This window comes from Pseudomonas putida, from assembly GCF_002906855.1.
GTDB lineage: Bacteria > Pseudomonadota > Gammaproteobacteria > Pseudomonadales > Pseudomonadaceae > Aquipseudomonas > Aquipseudomonas putida_N.
This window is the reverse complement of the sequence record NZ_MINI01000028.1, coordinates 842,296-863,784: the sequence shown is the minus strand read 5'-3', so window position 1 is coordinate 863,784 and position 21,489 is coordinate 842,296. Positions and strand designations below refer to the sequence as shown.

Here is a 21,489-nt window from a genome sequence, read left to right as displayed (position 1 = left end):
ACAACATGACCGCCCCCATGAGCGTTGCCAGCCTTGCCCCCGAACCTGACCCACGCCCGGAGCTGATCCGCATCGAGGGCCTGAACAAGCACTATGGCGCCTTCCATGTGCTGCGTGATATTGACCTGCAGGTGCGCGAAGGCGAACGCATTGTCCTGTGTGGCCCGTCCGGCTCAGGCAAATCGACGCTGATCCGCTGCATCAATCGCCTGGAAATCGCCCAGCAGGGCAGCATCCAGGTTGCCGGCACCGACTTGGCCGCCAACACCCGCCAGGCGGCCCAGGTGCGCAGCGAGATCGGCATGGTGTTCCAGCACTTCAACCTGTTCCCGCACATGAGCGTGCTCGACAACTGCCTGCTCGCCCCCACCAGCGTGCGCGGCCTGTCGCGCAAGGACGCCGAGGAACGGGCGCGCATGTACCTGAGCAAGGTGGGTATCGAGAGCCAGGCGCACAAGTACCCCAGCCAGTTGTCCGGCGGCCAGCAACAGCGCGTGGCAATCGCCCGAGCGCTGTGCATGAAGCCGCGCATCATGCTGTTCGACGAGCCGACCTCGGCGCTCGACCCGGAGATGGTCGCCGAGGTGCTGGACGTGCTGGTGCAATTGGCCGGCACTGGCATGACCATGCTCTGCGTCACCCATGAAATGGGCTTTGCCCGGCAGGTGGCAGAGCGGGTGCTGTTCCTCGAAGGCGGGCAGATCATCGAAGACAGCCCGCCCCAGGTGTTCTTCAACCAGCCGCGCACTGCACGGGCCAAGGCGTTCCTGGCGCAGATACTGCACTGAGCCGTCGATCATTGCAGCGCTGCAATGATCCAACTGCGTCGTTAAATATAATTGACCTTACCCCCTGCCAAACCCTTGCCGGCTCAGGCTCGCAAGGGTTCAGACCCCGTATTTCGGCGCCTTAACCGCTTTTTGCTCGTTTGACATATCGAACGGCTCTGGCAAGCTATCTACAAGCCCCGACCGGAATCGTCCAGTGATGAGCCGGCAGTGCTCGGGACTTCAGGTAGCACATCAAGGCCACGGGCCGTGCACCTGCACAACAACGACAGGCAGAGCCCTGTCATAAGGTGACATATGTCCAACAGCAACATTGGCAACAAGCAACCCTCCCTGCGCAAACCCGTCGTCCTGATGACCATGGGCAGCCAAGAGCGCAAAGGCCATGACTATCAGGTCATGACCCACAAATACATCACCCCGCTGGTCGACTTCGCCGATTGCGTCCCGGTCCTCGTGCCCACCTGCTGTGGCATCGAAGACCTCGAGACCTATCTGGACATGGCCGACGGCGTGTACCTGACCGGTGCTGGCAGCAACATCGACCCGGCCCTGTACGGCCAGGAAAACGAAACCCCCGGCAAAGGCCAGGACAAGAACCGCGACCTGTTCGACATCCCGCTGGTCAAGGCAGCGATCAAGCGCGGCCTGCCGATCTTCGGCGTATGCCGTGGCATGCAGGAAATCAACGTTGCCCTGGGCGGCGACATCTACCAGAAAGTCTACGCCGAGCCAGGCTTCAACGACCACCGGGAAAACCCGGAAGATCCGGTCGATGTGCAATACGCCCAGGTGCATGGCGTGAAGATCAAGCCGGGCAGCTGGCTGCGTGAAACCCTGGGCACCGACGAGATCCGCGTGAACTCGCTGCACGGCCAGGGCCTGCGTAACCTCGGCGCCGGCATCGAGCCGATCGCCCACGCCGAAGACGGCCTGGTCGAGGCGATTCACGCGCCGAGCATCTCGCCGTTCCTGTTTGCCGTGCAGTGGCACCCGGAGTGGCAAGCCGCGAAGAACCCTGATTCGATCAAGATCTTCCAGGCCTTCGGCGATGCCTGCCGCGCCCAGGTGCGCAAAAGCCAGATCAAGCGCCAACAGGCCGCCTGATACCCGGTTTCAGCTTCGTTAGCTTTGATCGCGGGGCGGCGCAAGGTCGCCCCCGCTTCCCCGGTCACCCTCTGCTGGTCCCAGAACACTTCCCGTGGAAGCGGGCGGCGGGCTTGTGCCTGTCTCCGCGATCGTTTTTTCCTTTCCCCGAGAGATACGATGACTGCCGAGTGGTTGTCGTAACATTTTCTGCGCCTGTGAGATCGAGCGCCGCCCGCGCGGCGCTTCGCGGGGCAAGCCCGCTCCTACATTTGTTTCGGACCAATTATTCCTGAGGCATTTGCGCGCGGTCCCTTGTTTGTACGACTCGATATCGAGCCATGCGCCAGGGGGTACGCGCGCCAATGGCACAGGTTTTACTGGCCCGAAACAAATGTAGGAGCGGGCTTGCCCCGCGAAGCGCCGCGCGGGCGGCGCTCGATATCCGCACCCACACACCCCTTGAACTGATCACCTAGGCACCCACACAAAAATTTCTGCAAAGGGGACTAGTCATTGCACATGTTGTACGATAACTTACCTCTAACAGAGCAACACCCTTCACCCCAAGCGCCACAGGATGCCTACAACAATGAATCCACAAGAACTGAAATCCATCCTCTCCCACGGCCTGCTGTCTTTCCCGGTCACCGACTTCAATGCCCAGGGCGACTTCAACCAGGCTGGCTACATCAAGCGCCTGGAGTGGCTCGCCCCCTACGGCGCCAGCGCCCTGTTCGCCGCCGGTGGCACCGGTGAGTTCTTCTCACTGGCCGCCAGCGAATACAGCCAGGTGATCAAGACTGCGGTCGACACCTGCGCCAAGTCGGTGCCAATCCTCGCCGGCGTCGGTGGCTCCACCCGCCAGGCCATCGAGTACGCACAAGAAGCCGAGCGCCTGGGCGCCAAGGGCCTGCTGCTGCTGCCGCACTACCTCACAGAAGCCAGCCAGGACGGCGTTGCCACCCACGTCGAAGCGGTGTGCAAATCGGTCAACATCGGTGTGGTGGTGTACAACCGCAACGTCTGCCGCCTGAACGCCAACCTGCTGGAGCAACTGGCCGAACGTTGCCCGAACCTGATCGGCTACAAGGACGGCCTGGGCGATATCGAACTGATGGTGTCGATCCGTCGCCGCATGGGTGATCGTTTCAGCTACCTGGGTGGCCTGCCGACGGCCGAGGTGTACGCTGCGGCTTACAAGGCACTGGGTGTGCCGGTGTACTCGTCGGCAGTGTTCAACTTCATTCCGAAGACTGCGATGGACTTCTACCACGCCATCGCCCGCGACGATCACGCCACCGTGGCCAAGCTGATCGACGATTTCTTCCTGCCGTACCTGGACATTCGTAACCGCAAGGCCGGCTACGCCGTGAGCATCGTCAAGGCCGGTGCCAAGATCGCCGGTTACGACGCAGGCCCGGTGCGCACCCCGCTGACCGACCTGACCGCCGAAGAGTACGAAATGCTCGCAGCACTGATGGACAAGGTGGGTCCGCAATAAGCGCACCCCGCGGCCTGCCATTGCCGCATCCGGAGTGGGCCTGCTCACTCCGGCTACAACTCGTGAGCCCGCACAAAAATAACTAGTGGGAGTATTACCAGCATGCAAGCGACTAAAAAGACGCATGTGCGCTACCTGATCCTGTTCATGCTGTTCCTGGTGACCACGATCAACTACGCAGACCGAGCAACCATCGCCATCGCCGGCTCCAGCCTGCAGAAAGACCTCGGCATCGACGCCGTTACCCTTGGTTATATTTTCTCCGCCTTCGGATGGGCTTACGTGGCCGGGCAGATCCCCGGTGGCTGGCTGCTGGACCGCTTCGGTTCGAAAAATGTCTACGCCTTCAGCATCTTCACCTGGTCGCTGTTCACCCTGCTGCAGGGTTTTGTCGGCGGCCTGCCGGTGGCCTGGGCGGTAGTGACCCTGTTCACCCTGCGCTTTCTCGTCGGTTTCGCCGAAGCCCCGTCGTTCCCGGGTAATGCCCGTATCGTCGCGGCCTGGTTCCCGACCCAGGAACGCGGCACCGCCTCGGCGATCTTCAACTCGGCGCAATACTTCGCCACCGCACTGTTCGCCCCGATCATGGGCTGGATCGTGTTCAGCTTCGGCTGGGAGCACGTGTTCGTGGTCATGGGTGCGCTGGGCATCGTGTTCTCCATGGTGTGGCTGAAGACCATCTACAACCCGCGCCAGCACCCACGCATCAGCAAGGACGAACTCGAGCACATCGAGCAGAACGGCGGCCTGGTCGACATGGACCAGAAGCGTGGCAACGATGGCCCGAAATGGGGCTATATCAAGCAACTGCTGACCAGCCGCATGCTGCTGGGCGTTTACCTGGGCCAGTACTGCATCAACGCCATCACCTACTTCTTCCTCACCTGGTTCCCGGTGTACCTGGTGCAGGAGCGCGGCATGACCATCCTCAAGGCCGGCTTCATCGCCTCACTGCCGGCGGTGTGTGGCTTCATTGGTGGCGTGCTGGGTGGCGTGATCTCGGACTGGCTGCTGCGCCGCGGCAACTCGCTGACCTTCTCGCGCAAGCTGCCGATCGTCTGCGGGCTGTTGCTGTCGACCACCATGGTCTTCTGCAACTATGTCGACGCCGAGTGGATGGTGGTCGGTTTCATGACCCTGGCCTTCTTCGGCAAAGGCATCGGCGCGCTGGGCTGGGCCGTGGTGGCAGACACCTCGCCCAAGCAGATCGCCGGGCTGTCCGGTGGCCTGTTCAACACCTTCGGCAACATCGCCTCGATCACCACCCCGATCGTCATCGGTTACATCATCAGCGCCACCGGCTCGTTCAAGTGGGCCCTGGTGTACGTGGGCGCCAATGCCCTGGTGGCGGTGTTCAGCTACCTGGTGATCGTCGGCCCGATCAAGCGTATCGAGTTGCGCGAAGATGCCCCAACGCCACAACCTGAGCCGGCCGCCAATGGCGAACTGGCCAGCTCGCGGCACTGAGTGAACACGCCCGCGCCGGCCGAAGCCTGCGCGGGCGGATGTACAAAAGCCTGAGAACCTGACAAGTAGGGCCCAAACATGCAGTTGATCGAACATTCCGACTCGCCCCGCTACGTCCGCCTGCACGACGACGACAATGTCGTGGTGGTGGTCAACGACGGCGGCCTGGGCGAAGGCGCCCGCTTCGCCGATGGCCTGACCCTGGTCGAAGGCGTGCCACAGAGCCACAAGGTTGCCACCGAGCTGATTGCCAAGGGCGAGCCGGTGCGCCGTTATGGGCAGATCATCGGGTATGCGCTGGAAGACCTGCGCCAGGGCAGCTGGGTACAGGAAAGCCAGCTGGCCATGCCGGCCGCCCCCGAGCTGGACAGCCTGCCGCGCTGCGATGCAGTGCCCGATGCCCTGCCAGCGCTGGACGGCTTCACCTTCGAAGGCTACCGCAACGCCGACGGCACCGTCGGCACCCGCAACATCCTCGGCATCACCACCACCGTGCAGTGCGTGACCGGCGTGCTGGAACACGCAGTCAAACGCATCCGCGCCGAATTGCTGCCCAAATACCCCAACGTCGATGACGTGGTCGCCCTCACCCACAGCTATGGCTGCGGCGTGGCGATCAACGCCCGCGACGCCTACATCCCGATCCGCACCGTGCGCAACCTGGCGCGCAACCCCAACCTCGGTGGCGAAGCGCTGGTGATCAGCCTGGGTTGCGAAAAGCTCCAGGCCGGCCAGGTGATGCACGACAACGACCCTTCGGTGGACCTCAGCGAGCCCTGGCTGTATCGCTTGCAGGACGCCAGCCTTGGCTTTGCCGAGATGATCGAGCAGATCATGGGCCTGGCGGAAACCCGCCTCAAGAAGCTCGACCAGCGCCGCCGCGAGACCGTACCGGCCAGCGAGCTGATCCTCGGCATGCAGTGCGGCGGCAGTGACGCCTTCTCCGGCATCACCGCCAACCCGGCACTCGGCTTTGCCGCCGACCTGCTGGTGCGCGCTGGCGCCACCGTGCTGTTCTCGGAAGTGACCGAAGTGCGCGACGCCATCTACATGCTCACCTCGCGCGCGCAAAACCAGGAGGTCGCCGATGCCCTGGTGCGCGAGATGGACTGGTACGACCGCTACCTGCAGCAAGGCGCGGCCGACCGCAGCGCCAATACCACGCCGGGCAACAAGAAAGGCGGCCTGTCGAACATCGTCGAAAAGTCCCTCGGTTCGATCGTCAAGTCCGGCAGCGGCGCCATCCAGGGCGTGCTCGGCCCGGGCGAGCGGGTAAACCGCAAGGGCCTGATCTTCTGCGCCACCCCGGCCAGCGACTTTGTCTGCGGCACCCTGCAGCTGGCCGCCGGCATGAACCTGCATGTATTCACTACCGGTCGCGGCACGCCCTACGGCCTGGCCATGGCCCCCGTGGTCAAGGTCTGCACCCGTACCGAGCTGGCCCAACGCTGGCCGGACCTGATCGACATCGACGCCGGGCGCATCGCCAGTGGCCGCTCGACCATCGAAGAGTTGGGCTGGGAGCTGTTCCACTACTACCTGGACGTGGCCAGTGGCCGCAAGCAGACCTGGGCAGAACAGCACCGCCTGCACAACGACATCACGCTGTTCAATCCGGCACCCATTACCTGAACATTCAACCCTAGGAGCCCCACATGCCAGAGATCCTCGGCCACAACTTCATCGCCGGCCAGCGCAGCGCCGCTGGCACGCAACGCCTGCAAAGCCTGGACGCCACCACCGGCGAGGCCCTGCCCTACAGCTTCGCCCAAGCCACCGAGGCCGAAGTGGACCAGGCAGCCAAAGCCGCCGCAGCCGCCTTTGTTGAATTCCGCAACCTGAAACCGGCCCGTCGCGCCGAGTTCCTCGACGCCATCGCTGCCGAACTGGACGAGTTGGATGACGCCTTCGTCGCCATCGTCTGCCGTGAAACCGCCCTGCCTGCCGCCCGAATCCAGGGCGAGCGCGGCCGCACCAGCGGCCAGATGCGCCTGTTCGCCCAGGTGCTGCGCCGTGGCGATTTCCTCGGTGCGCGCATCGACCTGGCCCTGCCCGAGCGCCAACCACTGCCGCGGGTAGACCTGCGCCAGATGCGCATCGGCGTCGGCCCGGTCGCCGTGTTCGGTGCCAGCAACTTCCCGCTGGCCTTCTCGACTGCCGGTGGTGACACCGCCGCAGCCCTGGCAGCCGGTTGCCCAGTGGTGTTCAAGGCGCACAGCGGCCATATGGCCACCGCCGACCTGGTCGGTTGCGCCATCCAGCGCGCCGCCGAGCGTACCGGCATGCCCAAGGGCGTGTTCAACATGGTGTTCGGCGCTGGCGTCGGCGAGCCGCTGGTCAAGCACCCGGCCATCCAGGCCGTCGGCTTCACCGGTTCGCTCAAGGGCGGCGACGCCCTGTGCCGCATGGCCGCCGAACGCCCGCAACCAATCCCGGTGTTCGCCGAGATGTCCAGCATCAACCCTGTAATCATTCTGCCGGGTGCCCTGGCCAAGCGTGGCGAGGCCATCGCCCGCGAGCTGGCAGGCTCCGTGTGCATGGGAGCCGGGCAGTTCTGCACCAACCCAGGCCTGGTGATCGGCCTGCAGTCGGCACAATACAGCCAGCTGCTCGCCGACCTCGGCCAGCACCTGGAACAACAAGCCGGGCAGACCATGCTCAACGCGGGTGGCCTGCGCAGCTATGTTGGCGGCCTGGAGCACCTGCACGCCCACGCCGGTATCGAGCACCTGGCCGGCCAGGCCCAAGAGGGCAGCCAGGCCCGTGCCCAGCTGTTCAAGGCCGATGCCCGCCTGCTGGTGGAGGCTGACCCGCTGCTGCAGGAAGAAGTGTTCGGCCCGACCACCGTGGCGGTCGAGGTCAAGGACAATGCGCAACTACGTGACGCCCTGCTCGGCCTGCGCGGCCAGCTGACCGCGACGCTGATCGGCGAGCCGGAAGACTTCGAGGCCTTCGCCTGGCTGGTGCCGCTGCTGGAAGAGAAAGTTGGCCGCATTCTGGTCAATGGCTACCCGACGGGTGTGGAAGTGTGTGACGCGATGGTCCACGGCGGGCCGTATCCGGCCACCTCCGATGCCCGTGGCACCTCGGTCGGCACCCTGGCCATCGACCGTTTCCTGCGTCCGGTGTGCTACCAGAACTACCCGCAGGCGCTGCTGCCGGAAGCACTGCGTGACGGCAACCCGCTGGGGCTGCGTCGCCTGGTCAACGGGCAGTGGAGCGAAGGCTCGATCTAAGCGCTCCGAAACAGGAAAGCCCCGCATTTGCGGGGCTTTTCTTTATTGCCTGTACTGGCCTGTTCGTGGGTAAAGGTTATTGAAGGACTCAGCCCCCCTGAGCCTCGGCTTCTTCATGGGCCTGGCGCAAGCGCTCGCGGCTGTTGCTCAGGTGCATGCGCATGGCCATCTTCGCCCCTTCGCTGTCGCGCCGGGCAATGGCTTCGTAGATCGCTTCATGCTCATGCATCAACCGGCTCATGTAATGCGCCTGGTCATCATGGGCCAACCGCGCCGAATTCAACCGGGTGCGCGGAATGATGCTGGTCCCCAGGTGGTTGATGATGTCGGCGAAATAGTGGTTGCCGCTGGCCTGGGCAATACGCAGGTGGAACTGGAAGTCCGCCGATACCGCGTCGGTGGCATGCGCAGCCCCCTCGTTCAGCTCATCGAGCGCCGCGCGCATGCCAGCCAGTTCTTCATCGCTGCGCCGTTGCGCCGCCAGGCCCGCCGATTCGATTTCCAGGGCGATGCGCAGCTCCAGCACTGCCAGCACCTCGCGCAAGGTCACCACGGTCGCCGGGTCGATACGGAAGCCCCCGGTCGCCGGCGCATCCAGCACAAAGGTACCGATGCCATGGCGCGTCTCGACCTGCCCGGCCGCCTGCAGCCGGGAGATCGCCTCACGCACCACGGTACGGCTGACGCCCTCCTCGGCCATGATCTGCGATTCGGTCGGTAGCTTGTCGCCGCGCTTGAGCTGGCCGCTGCGAATGCGCTCGGTCAGCACCGTGACCAGTTCCTGGGCCAGACTGCGCGGCTTGCGCCGGGTCCTTGCCTGTACCTGCTGCTCTGTCATGCCCTGTATTTCACCTTGAAAGACAGCCGTCATCATAACGCAAGCAGTTGTACGATCACATACACCCAACGCGGTATTTCTTGCCAGGACCGGCCGCAGCCAACTCAGGTACAGTGAGCCTCATCCATGGATGGAAAGCCCGCGCTGGCAAATCGCTTTCGCATCGCCACTACCTGATAGGAAAAATGCTGGCCCCCAGGCATTGTCAGTGAAGGCAAACTCCGTTCATCTTCATATGCTTAGGACAGCTACATGCGAACAATTCTAGCAACGATGGCCGGCTGCCTGCTGGCCACTGTCGGCTTCGGCGTCCAGGCCAAGGCGCTGAGCCAGAACGATCGCAACGTCTGTGGCTGGGGTTCGCAGATCGCCGCCGAGGCTCAGCAAGCCAAGCTCTCCGGGGTCACCCTGTATGCCACGCGCAAGAAGCTGCAGGTGCGCCGGTTCGACAAGCCATGGATGCGCATGACCGCCTTCGGCATCACCGAACAGACGTACAACAGCCGTTCAAAACTGCAGCCGTCAGCCATCAAGCAGACGTATTACGAGCAATGCGTCCAGCACGCTGTCGCTAAACGATAAATCTATATATTTCAATTATTTAAAATATTTTACTAATGTATTTTCGAGAATCAGTCAGTCGCCACCTGCCAGAATGCCCACGCCACGCCGTGCGGCCTCAAGCTGCCTCGTTGTCGTTGCCGCGTAACGAGCCGCTGACCCGGACGCTCACTTGCGCTTTCCACTGTTAAGCCGCCATTCATGAAATGAACATAAACCACTGAATATTAAACAGTTATCCCCAGAGAGCTGCTGAGGGTCGAGCAGTTCGCCCTGGCGCGCAAGGTAAGCCGGTGAAGCGCACAGGATGCGCAGGTGATCGCACAGCTTGCGCGCCACCAGAGGGTTGTCTGCCCGCTCGCCAACGCGGATGGCTGCGTCGAAACCCTCGCCGACCAGGTCAACGAATCGGTCGGGGATAGACCGGCTCGCAGCGCACTTCGGTCTTCACCGAGTTGGCGATGAAGCAGGCGTCGTGGGCCAGGTGATGCAGCTGATCGAGCTGCTCTGCCGTCGGCTGGCGCTCCCCGGAGAACTCGACCCGCGGCCGCAGGGTGACCACGGTCATTGCCATGCGCCCTGCTTCATTGCGCGCCATCACCCCTTCGGCGTCATCGGCATAGTGCTCGACGCAAAAGCGCTGTTTGGCCGCCAGCGACAGGAACCACAACATGTGGCAGCTGGACAGCGCGGCGATGAAAGCCTCTTCCGGGTCCACGGCCGAGGCATCGGACATGGGCAACGGCACCACATGGGGCGACGACGACCCCGGCACCTCGACGCCGCCGTCGAAGCGCCACAGGTGCCGGCGGCTGTACTGGTTACCGAGAAAGTCCTGGCCGTCGCGAGCCCAGGCCACGTGAGCGGTGTATTGCGCCATTCGAACCTCCTTGTCCAATTGATCACATCGTTTCAACAGCCGCTGAGCGCCACCGGGCGGCGTTCACCGGCAAAGAACATCGGGCGCAGGCGCACGCCGATCAGGTTGCCGGTGTAAGCCGCGATCAGCCACAACCAGCCGTGCACGCTACCCGACGCGATACCGCTGAAGTAGGCGCCGATATTACAGCCATAGGCCAGGCGCGAACCATAGCCCAGCAGCAGGCCCCCGATCACTGCGGCGATCAGCGATGGCAGCGGGATTTTCAGGCTGGGCGCGAAGCGGCCTGCCAAGCCTGCCGCCATCAGTGCGCCGAGCACGATGCCGATGTCCATCACCGTGGTGATGTCCTGCCACAGCGGCGCAGCCAGCGCCTTGGCATTGGCCGGCGCCTGCCAGAATACCCAGCTGCCGACGTCCACGCCGAAGCTGGAAAGGGTCTTGGCGCCCCACAGGGCAAAGGCCGAAGTGATACCCCACGGGCGGCCGGCCAGGGCCAGGGTGGCGTAGTTGAGCAAGGCCAGGGCAATTGCGCCCCACAGCAGCGGCCAAGGGCCATGCAGGAAGCGGCGCAGGCTTCGATGCTCGCTGCTCAGTGGCGTTTCCAGGGCGCCATGACGACGCTTTTCCAGCACCACCGTGGCCCAGGCGATCAGCGCGAACACGGCCACGCTGGCCAGCAGCGATGGCACCACGCCCCAGGCCTGGACAATCGAAGTGGCCGGGAACGACGGCAGCGCGAACCACCAGTCGGCATGGTGGGTGGCGCTGACCGAGCCGATGATGAAGAACAGCAGGGTTACCAGCATTCGCGCATTGCCGCCGCCGACCGTGAACAGCGTGCCCGAGGCACAGCCGCCCCCCAGTTGCATGCCAATGCCGAAAATGAATGCGCCGAACACCACCGACATGCCAGCCGGCGCGACCAGGCCGGTAACCGGGGTGCCGAACAGGCTGCCGGCCGACAGCGCCGGGAAGAACAGCAGCACGGCCAGGGTCAACATGACCATCTGCGCACGCAGGCCGGCGCCGCGGCGTTCGTTGATGAACACGCGCCAGGCCGAGGTGAAGCCAAAAGCGGCGTGATAGAGCGTCAGGCCCAGGGCGGCGCCGACCATCAACAGCAGCACCTGCTTGAAGCCGGCGTTGAGGTTGAGGAACCAGGCGCCGGCCAGCAGCAGGGCCAGGGCGATCAAGGGCGCACCGAGGCGGCGCGGTTCGGGTGTGGCGGTTGCAGAAAGACCCATTGAAATACTCGGACTACAGTGAAACGGAGGGCGAGTATAACCCCGTCAGGTGCTTCGTGTGGTCCGCGAAGGGGCCAGTACATCTGTTAGGCTGATAACTACCCGTCATTGCCAACCGAAGCATTCGCCCCATGGATGAACTGCGCAAGATCGACCTCAACCTGCTACTCACCCTGCACGCCCTGCTCAGCGAACGGCACGTGACCCGCGCCGCCCTGCGCCTGCACCGCAGCCAACCTGCAGTCAGCCACGCGCTGGCGCAGCTTCGTGCACACTTCGACGACCCGTTGCTGATCCGCCAGCACGGCCAGATGGCCCTGACTGCCCGCGCCCAATCCCTGGCCAAACCGCTGCAGGATGCCCTCGGGAGCCTCAACGGCCTCCTGGCCACACCCCAGTTCGACCCTGCCCAAGCCCGGCGCCGCTTCAGGCTGTCGCTATCCGACTATTCCTCGCGCATCATCCTGCCGCCGCTGGTGCGCCACCTGCGCCAGGTCGCCCCCGGCGTCGATCTGGCGATCAGCCAGGCCAGCCGCGAAACGATGCTCGCACAGTTGCTCGATGGCGAACTCGACCTGGCCCTGGGCATCTTCCCGGAACTGCCGGCCGACATCATTGCCCAGACCTTGTTCGAAGACCGCTTCATCAGCGTCGCCGATCGCCAGGTGCTACCGGCCAAGGGCGGGCTTGCGCTGGATGACTGGCTGGCACGCCCGCACGTACTCATGGCCATGCACCCGGATGCCCATGACGAGATCGAGCGCGCCTTGGCCGAGCAAGGCCTGCGCCGGCATGTTGCCCTGGCGCTGCCGCACTGGAGCGCTGCCGTCGAAGTGCTCGCGGGCACCGACCTGGTCCTGACCGTGGCCAGGCGAGCGGTAGGCCCGATGCGCCAGCACCCGTCACTGCGCGAGTTCACGCCGCCACTGCCGGTGCCTGCCCTCGCCTATCAACAGGCTTGGCATGGGCGAAAGGACAGCGACCCCGGCCATCGCTGGCTGCGTGAAGCGGTCTGCGCGTGCAGCCAGCCCGGGCACTGATCAGCGCTCGATCACGGCCTGGCCGGACGACGGGGTCGAAGTCCAGCCACCCTGCACCAGCAACACGCCACAAAGGATCAGTAGCACGCCGGCAACCCTGGCCAGGTTCACCGGCTTGCTGGCAACTCCCATCAGCCCGAAGTGATCGACGATCACCGAGGTCAGAATCTGCCCTGCCACCACCAGCACCAGGAAACCCGCCGTGCCCAGCTTCGGTGTCAAGGCTGCAGCGCCGGCCACGTAGAGGGCGCCCAGCACACCACCGATCCAGAGCCACCACGGGCCTTGTAGCGCTTTGCTCAGGTCAGGCATGGGCACCCGAAGGATCAGCAACGCCGTGATGATCACCACCGAACTGACCGTCAACGAGGTGAAGGCGCCCCACAACCAGTGCCCCAGCGCACGACCGACGGCGGCGTTGCTGGCAGCCTGATACGGCAGTACGAAGCCTGCAAGCAGGGCCATCATCACGGGAACGAATGCAAACAGCAGGGTCTTGTAGGGCATGATGGGTCTCATCTGAGGTCAGGATGAGACCATGATCGGTAAATCGACAGCGTTTATGGAAATCGAAAAGGTGCACGCGCTGTATTCGTCACGCGCATGCTGCCGAAAAAAAAATGCGGGCCTGCCGAGGCGTGCCCGCAGCCCGACCTCAACGCCAGGTATCGACGCGCAGCACTTCGGTGTAGATCGCATCGACGGTCTGGCCGACCTTGAGGTTCTTCATCCGCTTCTGCAGGTCCGGGTTCTCGACCTTGACCACCTGCAGCTTGCCTTCCGGCGGCAGCAGGCTGACTTCATGTTTCTTCAGGTCGATCTTCTTGATCTGCGAGGTTACCCGGACCTGGCGGAACGCTTCGCCGCCAGGGTTGGGGTTGTCCTTGGTGGCACGGATCTCCCCAGACTCTTCAGTGGCCTTCGGCGCACCGCCAACCTCACTGTTGAGCACATAGGCGACTGCCCGAGTGACATAGATATCGACGTTGTCACCCACCTTCAGGTTGGGCAGCGCCTTGGCCTTTTCCGTCAGTTGCAGGGTGACATCCTTGTCGTTCGGCCCTTTTACCGTGACTTGGCGGTTGGCCAGGTCGATAGCCGTGACCTGGGTTTTGACGTGGCTTTCCAACGCCTGGCTGCCAATCGGAATCTCGGCGGCCTGCACCGTGAAGGTGGCAGCGGACATCAGCGTGGCGAGGGCAACAGCGCGAGCGAGCGTGCTAATAGGATTCATAGGCCTGCTTCCATGGGTTCAAGACCGGGTTTGTGCGTGAAATGTTTACGCGCAAACAAGCATAGCCATTGCCCGCCACTCTGCAGGCAACCGCCCAGGCTGCTGCATATTTCAACCCCTTGGCGTCAACGGCAAGCGTTCGAGAAATGCGAATCTTGTGGGAGCCGCGCTTGTCGTGACTCCCACAAGCACTCAGTTACGCGTCACCCGCCAGACGGTGTTGGCCAGGTCATCGGCAATGATCAACGCCCCGCGCGGGTCTACCGTCACGCCCACAGGCCGACCTCGGGTCTTGCCATCCTCCCCGCGGAAGCCGGTGGCGAAGTCGATCGGCTCACCGGCCGGCTTGCCCGCCTTGAACGGCACGAAGATCACCTTGTAACCCACCGGGTTCGGGCGATTCCAACTACCGTGCTCGCCTACGAACACCCCGTCGGCAAACCGTTCACCCATGGCCGGGATGGAGAAGTCCACACCCAGCGCGGCTACGTGCGACCCCAGGCTGTAGTCCGGCTTGATCGCCGCCGCCACCTTGTCCGGGTTCTGCGGTTTCACCCGTTCATCGACGTTCTGCCCCCAGTAGCTGAACGGCCAGCCATAGAAGCCGCCCTCTCGCACCGAGGTGAGGTAGTCCGGCACCAGGTCCGGGCCCAGTTCGTCACGTTCGTTGACCACCGTCCACAACTGCCCGGTGTCTGGCTGAATGGTAAGCGCCGTCGGGTTGCGCAAACCGGTGGCGTAAGGCTTGTGCGCCCCCGTCACGGCGTCGATCTGCCAGACCATGGCGCGGTCGATTTCCACCTCCATGCCACGCTCGGTGATATTGCTGTTCGAGCCGATGCCCACGTACAAGTAGCGGCCATCAGGGCTGATGGTCAGTGCCTTGGTCCAGTGGTGGTTGATCTCAGCCGGCAGATCGGTGACCTTGGTCGGCGAGCCGGCCGCTTTGGTCTGACCGTCCTGGTAGTCAAAACGTACCAGCGCATCCTGGTTGGCCACGTACAGCTTGCCGTCGGCAAAGGCCAGGCCATAGGGCGCATTGAGGCCTTCGGCGAACACAGTCTGTAGCTCATACGTGCCATCGCCATCGGCATCGCGCAGCAGGGTCAGGCGGTTACCACCCTTGACCTGGGTGTTGCCCTTGGCCTTGATCTGGCTGGCGACCACGTCCTTGGGCTTGAGCTTGGCGGCACTGCCGCCGCGCCCTTCGGCGATCAGGATATCGCCATTGGGCAGCACCAGGCTCTGGCGCGGGATCTTCAGGTCAGTGGCAATGGCCGTGATGCTGTAGCCCTCGGGCACGGTGGGTTTCTGCTCGCCCCACTGCGCCGGTTGCGCGATCTTCATGCTCGGCAGCAAGCCGCGCTCAGGGGCCGGCAGTTTCGGGTCGGGGCCCAGCGCCTGAGTCGGTTCGCCGTCACCGCCACAAGCGGCCAGAAGCAGTGCCACGCTCAGCAGCGACATTCCATGCAATGGCTTCATGCCTCACCTCCCGAACCCAGATTACTCATGCCTAGCCATGCCGCCACGCAAGCCAGCACGGTGACGATCACCGACAGCACCAAGCCCGCCGGCATCACCGCCCAGGCGTCCTTGGCATGTTCGAAGGCGTTGATCAGCCCCAACACCCAGGTCGCCAGCAACAGCAGGAAGTACAGCGTCGGCCGCCCAACCTTGCGTGGAGCGCGGATCAGGTTGGCCAGGGCAAACAACAGCGCCAGCCCGCAGAACAGCAAGCCACCGGCAATCAGCCAGGCGGCGAAGTTGCTCCACTGGATCTGGTAGCTCTTGAAGTAGGCAATGTCGCTCAGCAGCGCGCCGAGAAACAGCGGGACCGTGCCGGCCAGCAGGATCGCATGCAGCGGGCTGGGCGTGCATCGGTAGAGGGTTTGCTCAGTAGCGGTCACGGCGCCTCCTTATCAGTCGGTGACCCGGGGCTGAAGGACTGGCATGGGGCCTGGTCCATCAGGCGTGCGCAGGGTGCGCTTAAGAAGGGATCACCTTGACGTTCGGATAGTTCACCGCTTGGCTTGATAGAAATATCCTGAAAGACTTTGCGCGTCTGAACGAGGGATACCATGAGAATCTGCAGCGCACGACCGTACGCGTACTGGACCGCGCATGCCTTGCTGGCCATCAGCCTGGCACTCAACGCCGGCTGTTCGAGCAAAAGCAGCAAGGCGCGCTACTACGCCGCCGCGCCTGGCTCCAACTGTTACGCCAAGGCGCTTCCAAGCACTGGCGAAGGCGGGCTGGCCTGGGGCAACACACTGGGCATTGCCAAGCAGAAGTCGCTTAACAACTGCATCCGCTATGCCGGCCGCTCAGGCGGCACGCCAGACACCTGCCAGGTGGTGCTGGCCAAGTGCAAGAACTGACCCTTACGGCGGTTATGCGCTGTTGAGCAACGCGTCAGGCCGGCTATCGAGGGCTGCATTGCAGCCCATTCGCTCCCCTGGGTCGGTCAGGCAAACTTGGCCCGCGCAGCATGCAGCTTCTTGTAGCTCTCGATCAGGCGCAGATGGCGGTCCAGCCCTTCCAACTTCATGCTGGTCGGGGTCAGCCCATGGAAGCGCACGCTACCATCGATCGAACCCAGCACCGCGTCCATCCGCGGGTTGCCAAACATGCGACGGAAGTTGACCTCGTAGTCGGCCATTTCCAGCTCTTCATCCAGCTGCACTTCCAGCACCACATTCAGCGCCTGGTAGAACAGGCCGCGCTCGACGGTGTTGTCATTGAACTGCAAGAACGCCTCGACCAGCTCCTTGGCATCCTCGAAGCGCTTGAGCGCCAGGCAGATCAACAGCTTCAGCTCAAGGATGGTCAGCTGGCCCCACACCGCGTTCTCGTCGAACTCGACGCCGATCAAGGTGGTGATGGTGGTGTAGTCATCCACCTCGCATTTATCCAGGCGACGGCGCAGCGCGCGCAGGGCGCGGTCGTCGAGGCTGTGCAGGTTGAGGATGTCGGCACGGAAGCCCAGGGCACGGTTGGTGTTGTCCCAGATCAGGTCCTCGACCGGATAGATCTCGGAATAACCCGGTACCAGGATGCGGCAGGCGGTGGCGCCAAGGTTGTCGTACACCGCCATGTACACCTCTTTGCCGAGGTCTTCGAGGATGCCGAACAGGGTTGCGGCTTCCTGGATGTTGGAGTCCTCGCCATGGCCGGAGAAGTCCCACTCGACGAACTCGAAATCGGCCTTGGCACTGAAGAAGCGCCACGACACCACACCGCTGGAATCGATGAAATGCTCGACGAAGTTGTTCGGCTCGGTCAGTGCATGGCTTTCGAAGGTCGGCTGTGGCAGGTCGTTGAGGCCCTCGAAGCTGCGGCCCTGCAGCAGTTCGGTGAGGCTGCGCTCGAGCGCCACTTCAAAGCTCGGGTGGGCGCCGAACGAGGCGAACACGCCGCCGGTGCGCGGGTTCATCAAGGTCACGCACATCACCGGGAACTCACCGCCCAGCGAGGCGTCCTTGACCAGCACCGGGAAGCCCTGCTCTTCCAGGCCCTGGATACCGGCGAGGATGCCCGGATATTTGGCCAGCACGTCCTGAGGTACATCCGGCAGGGCCAGCTCGCCCTCGAGGATTTCGCGCTTGACCGCACGCTCGAAGATTTCCGACAGGCACTGCACCTGGGCTTCGGCCAGGGTGTTGCCGGCGCTCATGCCGTTGCTGAGGAACAGGTTCTCGATCAGGTTGGACGGGAAATACACCACCTGCTGGTCGGACTGGCGCACGAACGGCAACGAGCAGATACCGCGTTCGGTGTTGCCCGAGTTGGTGTCGTACAGGTGCGACCCGCGCAGTTCGCCGTCGGCGTTGTAGATCTCCAGGCAGTGTTCGTCGAGGATTTGCGCCGGCAGCGCGTCCTTCGGCCCTGGCTTGAACCACTGCTCGTTCGGGTAATGCACGAACGGTGCGTTGGCGATGTCCTCGCCCCAGAACTGATCGTTGTAGAAGAAGTTGCAGTTGAGCCGCTCGATGAACTCGCCCAGCGCCGAGGCCAGAGCGGCCTCTTTGGTCGAACCCTTGCCGTTGGTGAAGCACATCGGCGACTGCGCATCGCGCACGTGCAACGACCAGACGTTGGGCACGATGTTGCGCCAGGAGGCGATCTCGATCTTCATGCCCAGGCCGGCGAGGATGCCGGACATGTTGGCGATGGTCTGCTCCAGCGGCAGGTCCTTGCCGGGGATGTAGGTGGTGGTGTCGGCCACCGGCATCAGCAGGCCCTGGGCATCGGCGTCGAGGTTGTCGACTTCCTCGATGATGAACTCGGGGCCGGTCTGTACCACTTTCTTCACGGTGCAGCGGTCGATGGAGCGCAGGATGCCCTGGCGGTCTTTCTCGGAAATGTCTTCGGGCAGCTCGACCTGGATCTTGAAGATCTGGTTGTAGCGGTTCTCCGGGTCGACGATGTTGTTCTGCGACAGGCGGATATTCTCGGTGGGAATATCGCGGGTCTGGCAGTAAAGCTTGACGAAGTACGCCGCGCACAGGGCCGACGAGGCCAGGAAATAGTCGAACGGGCCCGGGGCCGAGCCATCGCCCTTGTAGCGGATCGGCTGGTCGGCGATCACCGTGAAGTCGTCGAACTTGGCTTCAAGACGAAGGTTGTCGAGAAAATTGACCTTGATTTCCATGCGGGGATTACCGTGATTTGAGCGTGCAAAACGAAATAGGCCGGCATTATCCGGGTTTTCGCCGCGCAAGTCCTCTGCATCTGTATCCCGTCCTACACAATCCAACGGATTGCTTGCCTGATCCTGCGGACCTGCGCCCGCCACCAGACCAGTGGTCGTGCCTCTGTGCTAGCGTTTCTGGATTGGGGAACAACGTATTCCCCACCATACAGTAAGCGCCATCAATCGATGATCAGCAGGTGAGCCATGGAACTTCATATCAACCAAAGGACCTACCAGGTCGACGCCGATGCCGACACGCCCCTGCTGTGGGTGCTGCGTGACGACCTGGGCATGACCGGCACCAAGTATGGCTGTGGCCTGGCCCAATGCGGCGCCTGCTCGGTGCTAGTGGATGGCAACGTCGTGCGGGCCTGTGTCACCCCCGTGGCCGGCGTGGTCGGGCGCGAGGTGACCACCATCGAGGCGGTCGAGGCCGACCCGGTAGGCAAGCGCGTGGTGGCGGCCTGGGTCGAGCACCAGGTGGCGCAGTGCGGCTACTGCCAGTCTGGCCAGGTGATGGCGGCCACAGCGCTGCTCAAGCACACCCCCAAACCCAGCGACGAGCAGATCGGCGCGGCGATGGTCAACCTGTGCCGCTGCGGCACCTACAACGCCATCCATGCCGCCGTGCATGCACTCGCCCAAGGGGAGCAGGCCTGATGAACACGCCCGTCGATACCCCCGCAGAACTGCTCAGGCTGCAACTGGGTGAAACCGTCAACTTGTCGCGCCGGCGCTTCCTGGCCGGCACTGCGGTCGGTGCCCTGGTGCTGGGCTTCGGCCTGCCGATGGGCGCGACCCGCGTGCAGGCAGCGGCAGCCGCCGCCCCGGAGCGCGGCACCCAGGTGCCGGCGTTCCTGGAAATCCGCCCGGATGGCAAGGTGCGCCTGCTCAGCCCATTCATGGAGGGTGGCCAAGGCCCCTTCACGGCCATGGCCCAGATCGTCGGTGAAGAACTCGACGTCGACCCGGCCAACTTCCTGGTCGAAAGCGCACCGCCCGGGGAAGCCTATGTGGTGATGGAAAACGGCCTGCGCATCACCGGTGGCAGCATGTCGGTGCGCATGAGCTACCCGACCATGCGTCGCCTCGGCGGTTTGGCCCGGGCCATGCTAATGCAGGCTGCCGCCGAGCAATGGGGCGTGCCGGTCGGCGAGCTGTCCACCGAGCCTGGCAAGGTCATTCACGCCGCCTCCGGCCGCTCGCTGGCCTACGGCGAACTGGCCGGCCGGGCCATGGACCTGCCGGTGCCGGACCCTGCCAGCATCAAGCTGCGCGACCCCAGCCAGTTCCGCTGGATCGGCAAGCCGGTGCGGCGCCTGGACGCCTACGACAAATCCACCGGCAGGGCCCAGTACTGCATCGACATCAAGCTCGACGGCATGCTCCATGCCGCCGTGCAGCATGCGCCACGCCTGGGCATGACCGTGGGTAGCCTGCGCAACGAGGAGCAGGTCAAGGCCATGAAAGGCGTGCACTCGGTGCATCAGTTGCCGGGCGCGGTTGCCGTGATTGCCGAACGCTGGTGGCACGCCAAGCGCGCCGTGGAGGCGATCCAGGTGGACTGGAAAGAGCCGGGTGCCGACAGCAAGGTGCGGCCAATGCCGGCAGACTTTTCCAGCGACGGCTGGCGCGAGCACCTGGCCACCGTTGAAGGGCCGGCCCGCGATGAAGAAAATGAAGGCGACATCGCCGGCGCCCTGGCCAATGCCAAGACCAAGGTCGAGGCCAGCTACCACAACCAGTACCTCAACCATGCCCAGCTGGAGCCGCCGTCTGCCCTCGCCCGCTTCAACCCGGACGGCACCCTGGAGGTCTGGCTGCCCAACCAGGCGCCGGACATGTTCCGCGACGACATCGCCAGGCGCACCGGCCTGGATGCCGCGCAGATCACCTTGCACTCGCCGCTGCTTGGCGGCTTCTTCGGCCGCCATTTCCTGTATGACTCGGCCAACCCGTATCCACAGGCCATCGCCTTGGCCAAGGCCGTCGGCCGCCCGATCAAACTGATCTGGAGCCGCGAAGAAGAGTTCCTGCGCGACGTGCTGCGCCCGGTCGCCGTGGTCAAGTTCCGCGCAGGGCTGGATGCCGACGGCCTGCCGGTGGCGATCGAAGCAGTAAGCGCCACCGAAGGCCCGACCGAAGCCCTCGCCGGCAAGCAAGGCGACAAGATCGACCCCACGGCCCTCGAAGGGCTGTCGGGCAAGTCCTACGCCATTGCCAACAAACGCATCGCCCAGATCTACGTCAAGGGCCCGGCCATGCTTGGCTACTGGCGCTCGGTGGGCAATTCGCTGAACGACTTCTTCTATGAATCGTTCCTTGACGAGCTGGCCGACAAGGGCGGCAAGGACCCTTACGAACTGCGCCTGCACCTGCTGCGTGACAATCAGCGCCTGACCAACCTGCTGCACGCGGTGGCCGAGTTGTCCGGCGGCTGGAAGCGTGGGCCGTTTACGGCAGAAGACGGCAGCAAGCGCGCCCGCGGCATTGCCATGGCCTCGCCGTTCGGCTCCGAAGCCGCGGCAATCGCCGAGGTTTCGATCGAGAACGGCCAGGTCAAGGTGCACGACATCTGGCAGGCGATCGACCCCGGCAGCATCGTCAACCCGGCGATCATCGAGCATCAGGTCAATGGTGCAGTGGCCCTGGGCCTGTCGCAGACGCTGGTGGAAGAAGCGGTGTTCATCGATGGCAAGCCACGCGCACGCAACTACGACCTGTACCCGATCCTGCCGCCCTCGCGCATGGCCCGGGTGCATGTGCGCATTGTCGAGAGCGGGGCGAAGATGGGCGGTATCGGCGAGCCGCCGTTGCCGGCGGTGGCCCCTGCCGTGGCCAACGCGGTGGCGCAGCTCACCGGCCAGCGCGTGCGTAGTCTGCCGCTTAGCCGCCACACCTTCAGCTGACCGGAC

General features: G+C 63.9%; 20 protein-coding genes. 11 read left to right on the top strand and 9 right to left on the bottom strand.

The genetic code is table 11. The features are described from left to right. Nucleotides 1-5: 5 nt before the first annotated feature. The 6 genes from BGP85_RS04305 to BGP85_RS04280 all read left to right on the top strand — a co-directional run bounded on the left by BGP85_RS04305 (nt 6) and on the right by BGP85_RS04280 (nt 8,081). A complete protein-coding gene (locus BGP85_RS04305) occupies nt 6-788 on the top strand; it encodes an amino acid ABC transporter ATP-binding protein (RefSeq protein WP_060512926.1) in 783 nt (260 codons plus the stop codon). Between the two features lie 297 nt (nt 789-1,085). Continuing rightward, on the top strand, nt 1,086-1,895 hold the full coding sequence (locus tag BGP85_RS04300; RefSeq protein ID WP_103447516.1) for a gamma-glutamyl-gamma-aminobutyrate hydrolase family protein: 810 nt from the start codon (nt 1,086-1,088) through the stop codon (nt 1,893-1,895). A 571-nt stretch (nt 1,896-2,466) separates the two neighbouring features. Continuing rightward, nucleotides 2,467-3,378, top strand: a complete 912-nt coding sequence (kdgD, locus tag BGP85_RS04295) for a 5-dehydro-4-deoxyglucarate dehydratase (protein WP_103447517.1) — start codon at nt 2,467-2,469, stop codon at nt 3,376-3,378. A 102-nt stretch (nt 3,379-3,480) separates the two neighbouring features. After that, nucleotides 3,481-4,845, top strand: a complete 1,365-nt coding sequence (locus tag BGP85_RS04290; RefSeq protein WP_103447518.1) for an MFS transporter — start codon at nt 3,481-3,483, stop codon at nt 4,843-4,845. Nucleotides 4,846-4,923: 78 nt separating this feature from the next. Then, nucleotides 4,924-6,477 carry a galactarate dehydratase gene (gene garD, locus BGP85_RS04285; RefSeq protein ID WP_103447519.1) on the top strand — a complete coding sequence of 518 codons (1,554 nt, stop codon included), beginning with the start codon at nt 4,924-4,926 and terminating at the stop codon, nt 6,475-6,477. Between the two features lie 23 nt (nt 6,478-6,500). Next, nucleotides 6,501-8,081, top strand: coding sequence for an aldehyde dehydrogenase (NADP(+)) (locus BGP85_RS04280; protein ID WP_103447520.1), 1,581 nt, complete (start codon nt 6,501-6,503; stop codon nt 8,079-8,081). Nucleotides 8,082-8,169: 88 nt separating this feature from the next. Here BGP85_RS04280 and BGP85_RS04275 read toward each other — a convergent pair whose 3' ends face one another. Beyond that, nucleotides 8,170-8,919, bottom strand: coding sequence for a FadR/GntR family transcriptional regulator (locus BGP85_RS04275; protein ID WP_103447521.1), 750 nt, complete (start codon nt 8,917-8,919; stop codon nt 8,170-8,172). A gap of 252 nt (nt 8,920-9,171) precedes the next feature. Between BGP85_RS04275 and BGP85_RS04270 the strand changes: the two genes are divergently transcribed. Then, on the top strand, nt 9,172-9,501 hold the full coding sequence (locus BGP85_RS04270; protein WP_103447522.1) for a hypothetical protein: 330 nt from the start codon (nt 9,172-9,174) through the stop codon (nt 9,499-9,501). 147 nt (nt 9,502-9,648) lie between these two features. Here the strand turns inward: BGP85_RS04270 and BGP85_RS29130 are convergent, their stop codons facing one another. Genes BGP85_RS29130 through BGP85_RS04255 form a run of 3 tightly spaced genes read right to left on the bottom strand, consistent with a single transcriptional unit; the run spans nt 9,649 to nt 11,607 of the window. Next, nucleotides 9,649-9,852, bottom strand: a complete 204-nt coding sequence (locus BGP85_RS29130) for a LysR substrate-binding domain-containing protein (RefSeq protein ID WP_258035888.1) — start codon at nt 9,850-9,852, stop codon at nt 9,649-9,651. Between the two features lie 28 nt (nt 9,853-9,880). Continuing rightward, nucleotides 9,881-10,360: an OsmC family protein gene (locus BGP85_RS04260; RefSeq protein ID WP_103447523.1), complete on the bottom strand. Its 480-nt coding sequence runs from the start codon at nt 10,358-10,360 to the stop codon at nt 9,881-9,883. A gap of 32 nt (nt 10,361-10,392) precedes the next feature. After that, complete coding sequence (locus tag BGP85_RS04255) at nt 10,393-11,607, bottom strand: YeeE/YedE family protein (protein ID WP_103447524.1); 1,215 nt, start codon at nt 11,605-11,607, stop codon at nt 10,393-10,395. A gap of 131 nt (nt 11,608-11,738) precedes the next feature. Here BGP85_RS04255 and BGP85_RS04250 point away from each other — a divergent pair, with 131 nt between their 5' ends. Continuing rightward, nucleotides 11,739-12,647, top strand: a complete 909-nt coding sequence (locus BGP85_RS04250; RefSeq protein WP_103447525.1) for a LysR family transcriptional regulator — start codon at nt 11,739-11,741, stop codon at nt 12,645-12,647. Here BGP85_RS04250 and BGP85_RS04245 read toward each other — a convergent pair whose 3' ends face one another. From BGP85_RS04245 to BGP85_RS04230, 4 genes are all read right to left on the bottom strand, one after another. Next, a complete protein-coding gene (locus BGP85_RS04245; protein ID WP_103447526.1) occupies nt 12,648-13,154 on the bottom strand; it encodes a DMT family transporter in 507 nt (168 codons plus the stop codon). A 148-nt stretch (nt 13,155-13,302) separates the two neighbouring features. Then, nucleotides 13,303-13,881, bottom strand: coding sequence for a hypothetical protein (locus tag BGP85_RS04240; protein WP_103447527.1), 579 nt, complete (start codon nt 13,879-13,881; stop codon nt 13,303-13,305). Nucleotides 13,882-14,073: 192 nt separating this feature from the next. After that, entirely contained in the window at nt 14,074-15,363 is a 1,290-nt protein-coding gene (locus tag BGP85_RS04235) for a PQQ-dependent sugar dehydrogenase (RefSeq protein ID WP_103447528.1), read from the bottom strand. Further along, the gene (locus BGP85_RS04230) at nt 15,360-15,788 is read right to left on the bottom strand and encodes a DUF2231 domain-containing protein (protein WP_103447529.1); all 429 of its coding nucleotides are present in this window, start codon (nt 15,786-15,788) and stop codon (nt 15,360-15,362) included. The genes BGP85_RS04235 and BGP85_RS04230 overlap by 4 nt, the downstream gene beginning before the upstream one ends. A gap of 171 nt (nt 15,789-15,959) precedes the next feature. Between BGP85_RS04230 and BGP85_RS04225 the strand changes: the two genes are divergently transcribed. Further along, a complete protein-coding gene (locus tag BGP85_RS04225) occupies nt 15,960-16,259 on the top strand; it encodes a hypothetical protein (protein WP_103447530.1) in 300 nt (99 codons plus the stop codon). Nucleotides 16,260-16,345: 86 nt separating this feature from the next. Here the strand turns inward: BGP85_RS04225 and BGP85_RS04220 are convergent, their stop codons facing one another. After that, the gene (locus BGP85_RS04220; protein ID WP_103447531.1) at nt 16,346-18,532 is read right to left on the bottom strand and encodes an OsmC domain/YcaO domain-containing protein; all 2,187 of its coding nucleotides are present in this window, start codon (nt 18,530-18,532) and stop codon (nt 16,346-16,348) included. Between the two features lie 246 nt (nt 18,533-18,778). On the opposite strand from BGP85_RS04220, the gene BGP85_RS04215 reads away from it, so the two are divergent. Together BGP85_RS04215 and BGP85_RS04210 are read left to right on the top strand one after the other, a co-directional pair. Then, the gene (locus BGP85_RS04215) at nt 18,779-19,234 is read left to right on the top strand and encodes a (2Fe-2S)-binding protein (protein WP_103447532.1); all 456 of its coding nucleotides are present in this window, start codon (nt 18,779-18,781) and stop codon (nt 19,232-19,234) included. Beyond that, nucleotides 19,234-21,483: a xanthine dehydrogenase family protein molybdopterin-binding subunit gene (locus tag BGP85_RS04210; RefSeq protein ID WP_103447533.1), complete on the top strand. Its 2,250-nt coding sequence runs from the start codon at nt 19,234-19,236 to the stop codon at nt 21,481-21,483. Before BGP85_RS04215 ends, BGP85_RS04210 begins: the two co-directional genes overlap by 1 nt. Nucleotides 21,484-21,489 lie beyond the last annotated feature (6 nt).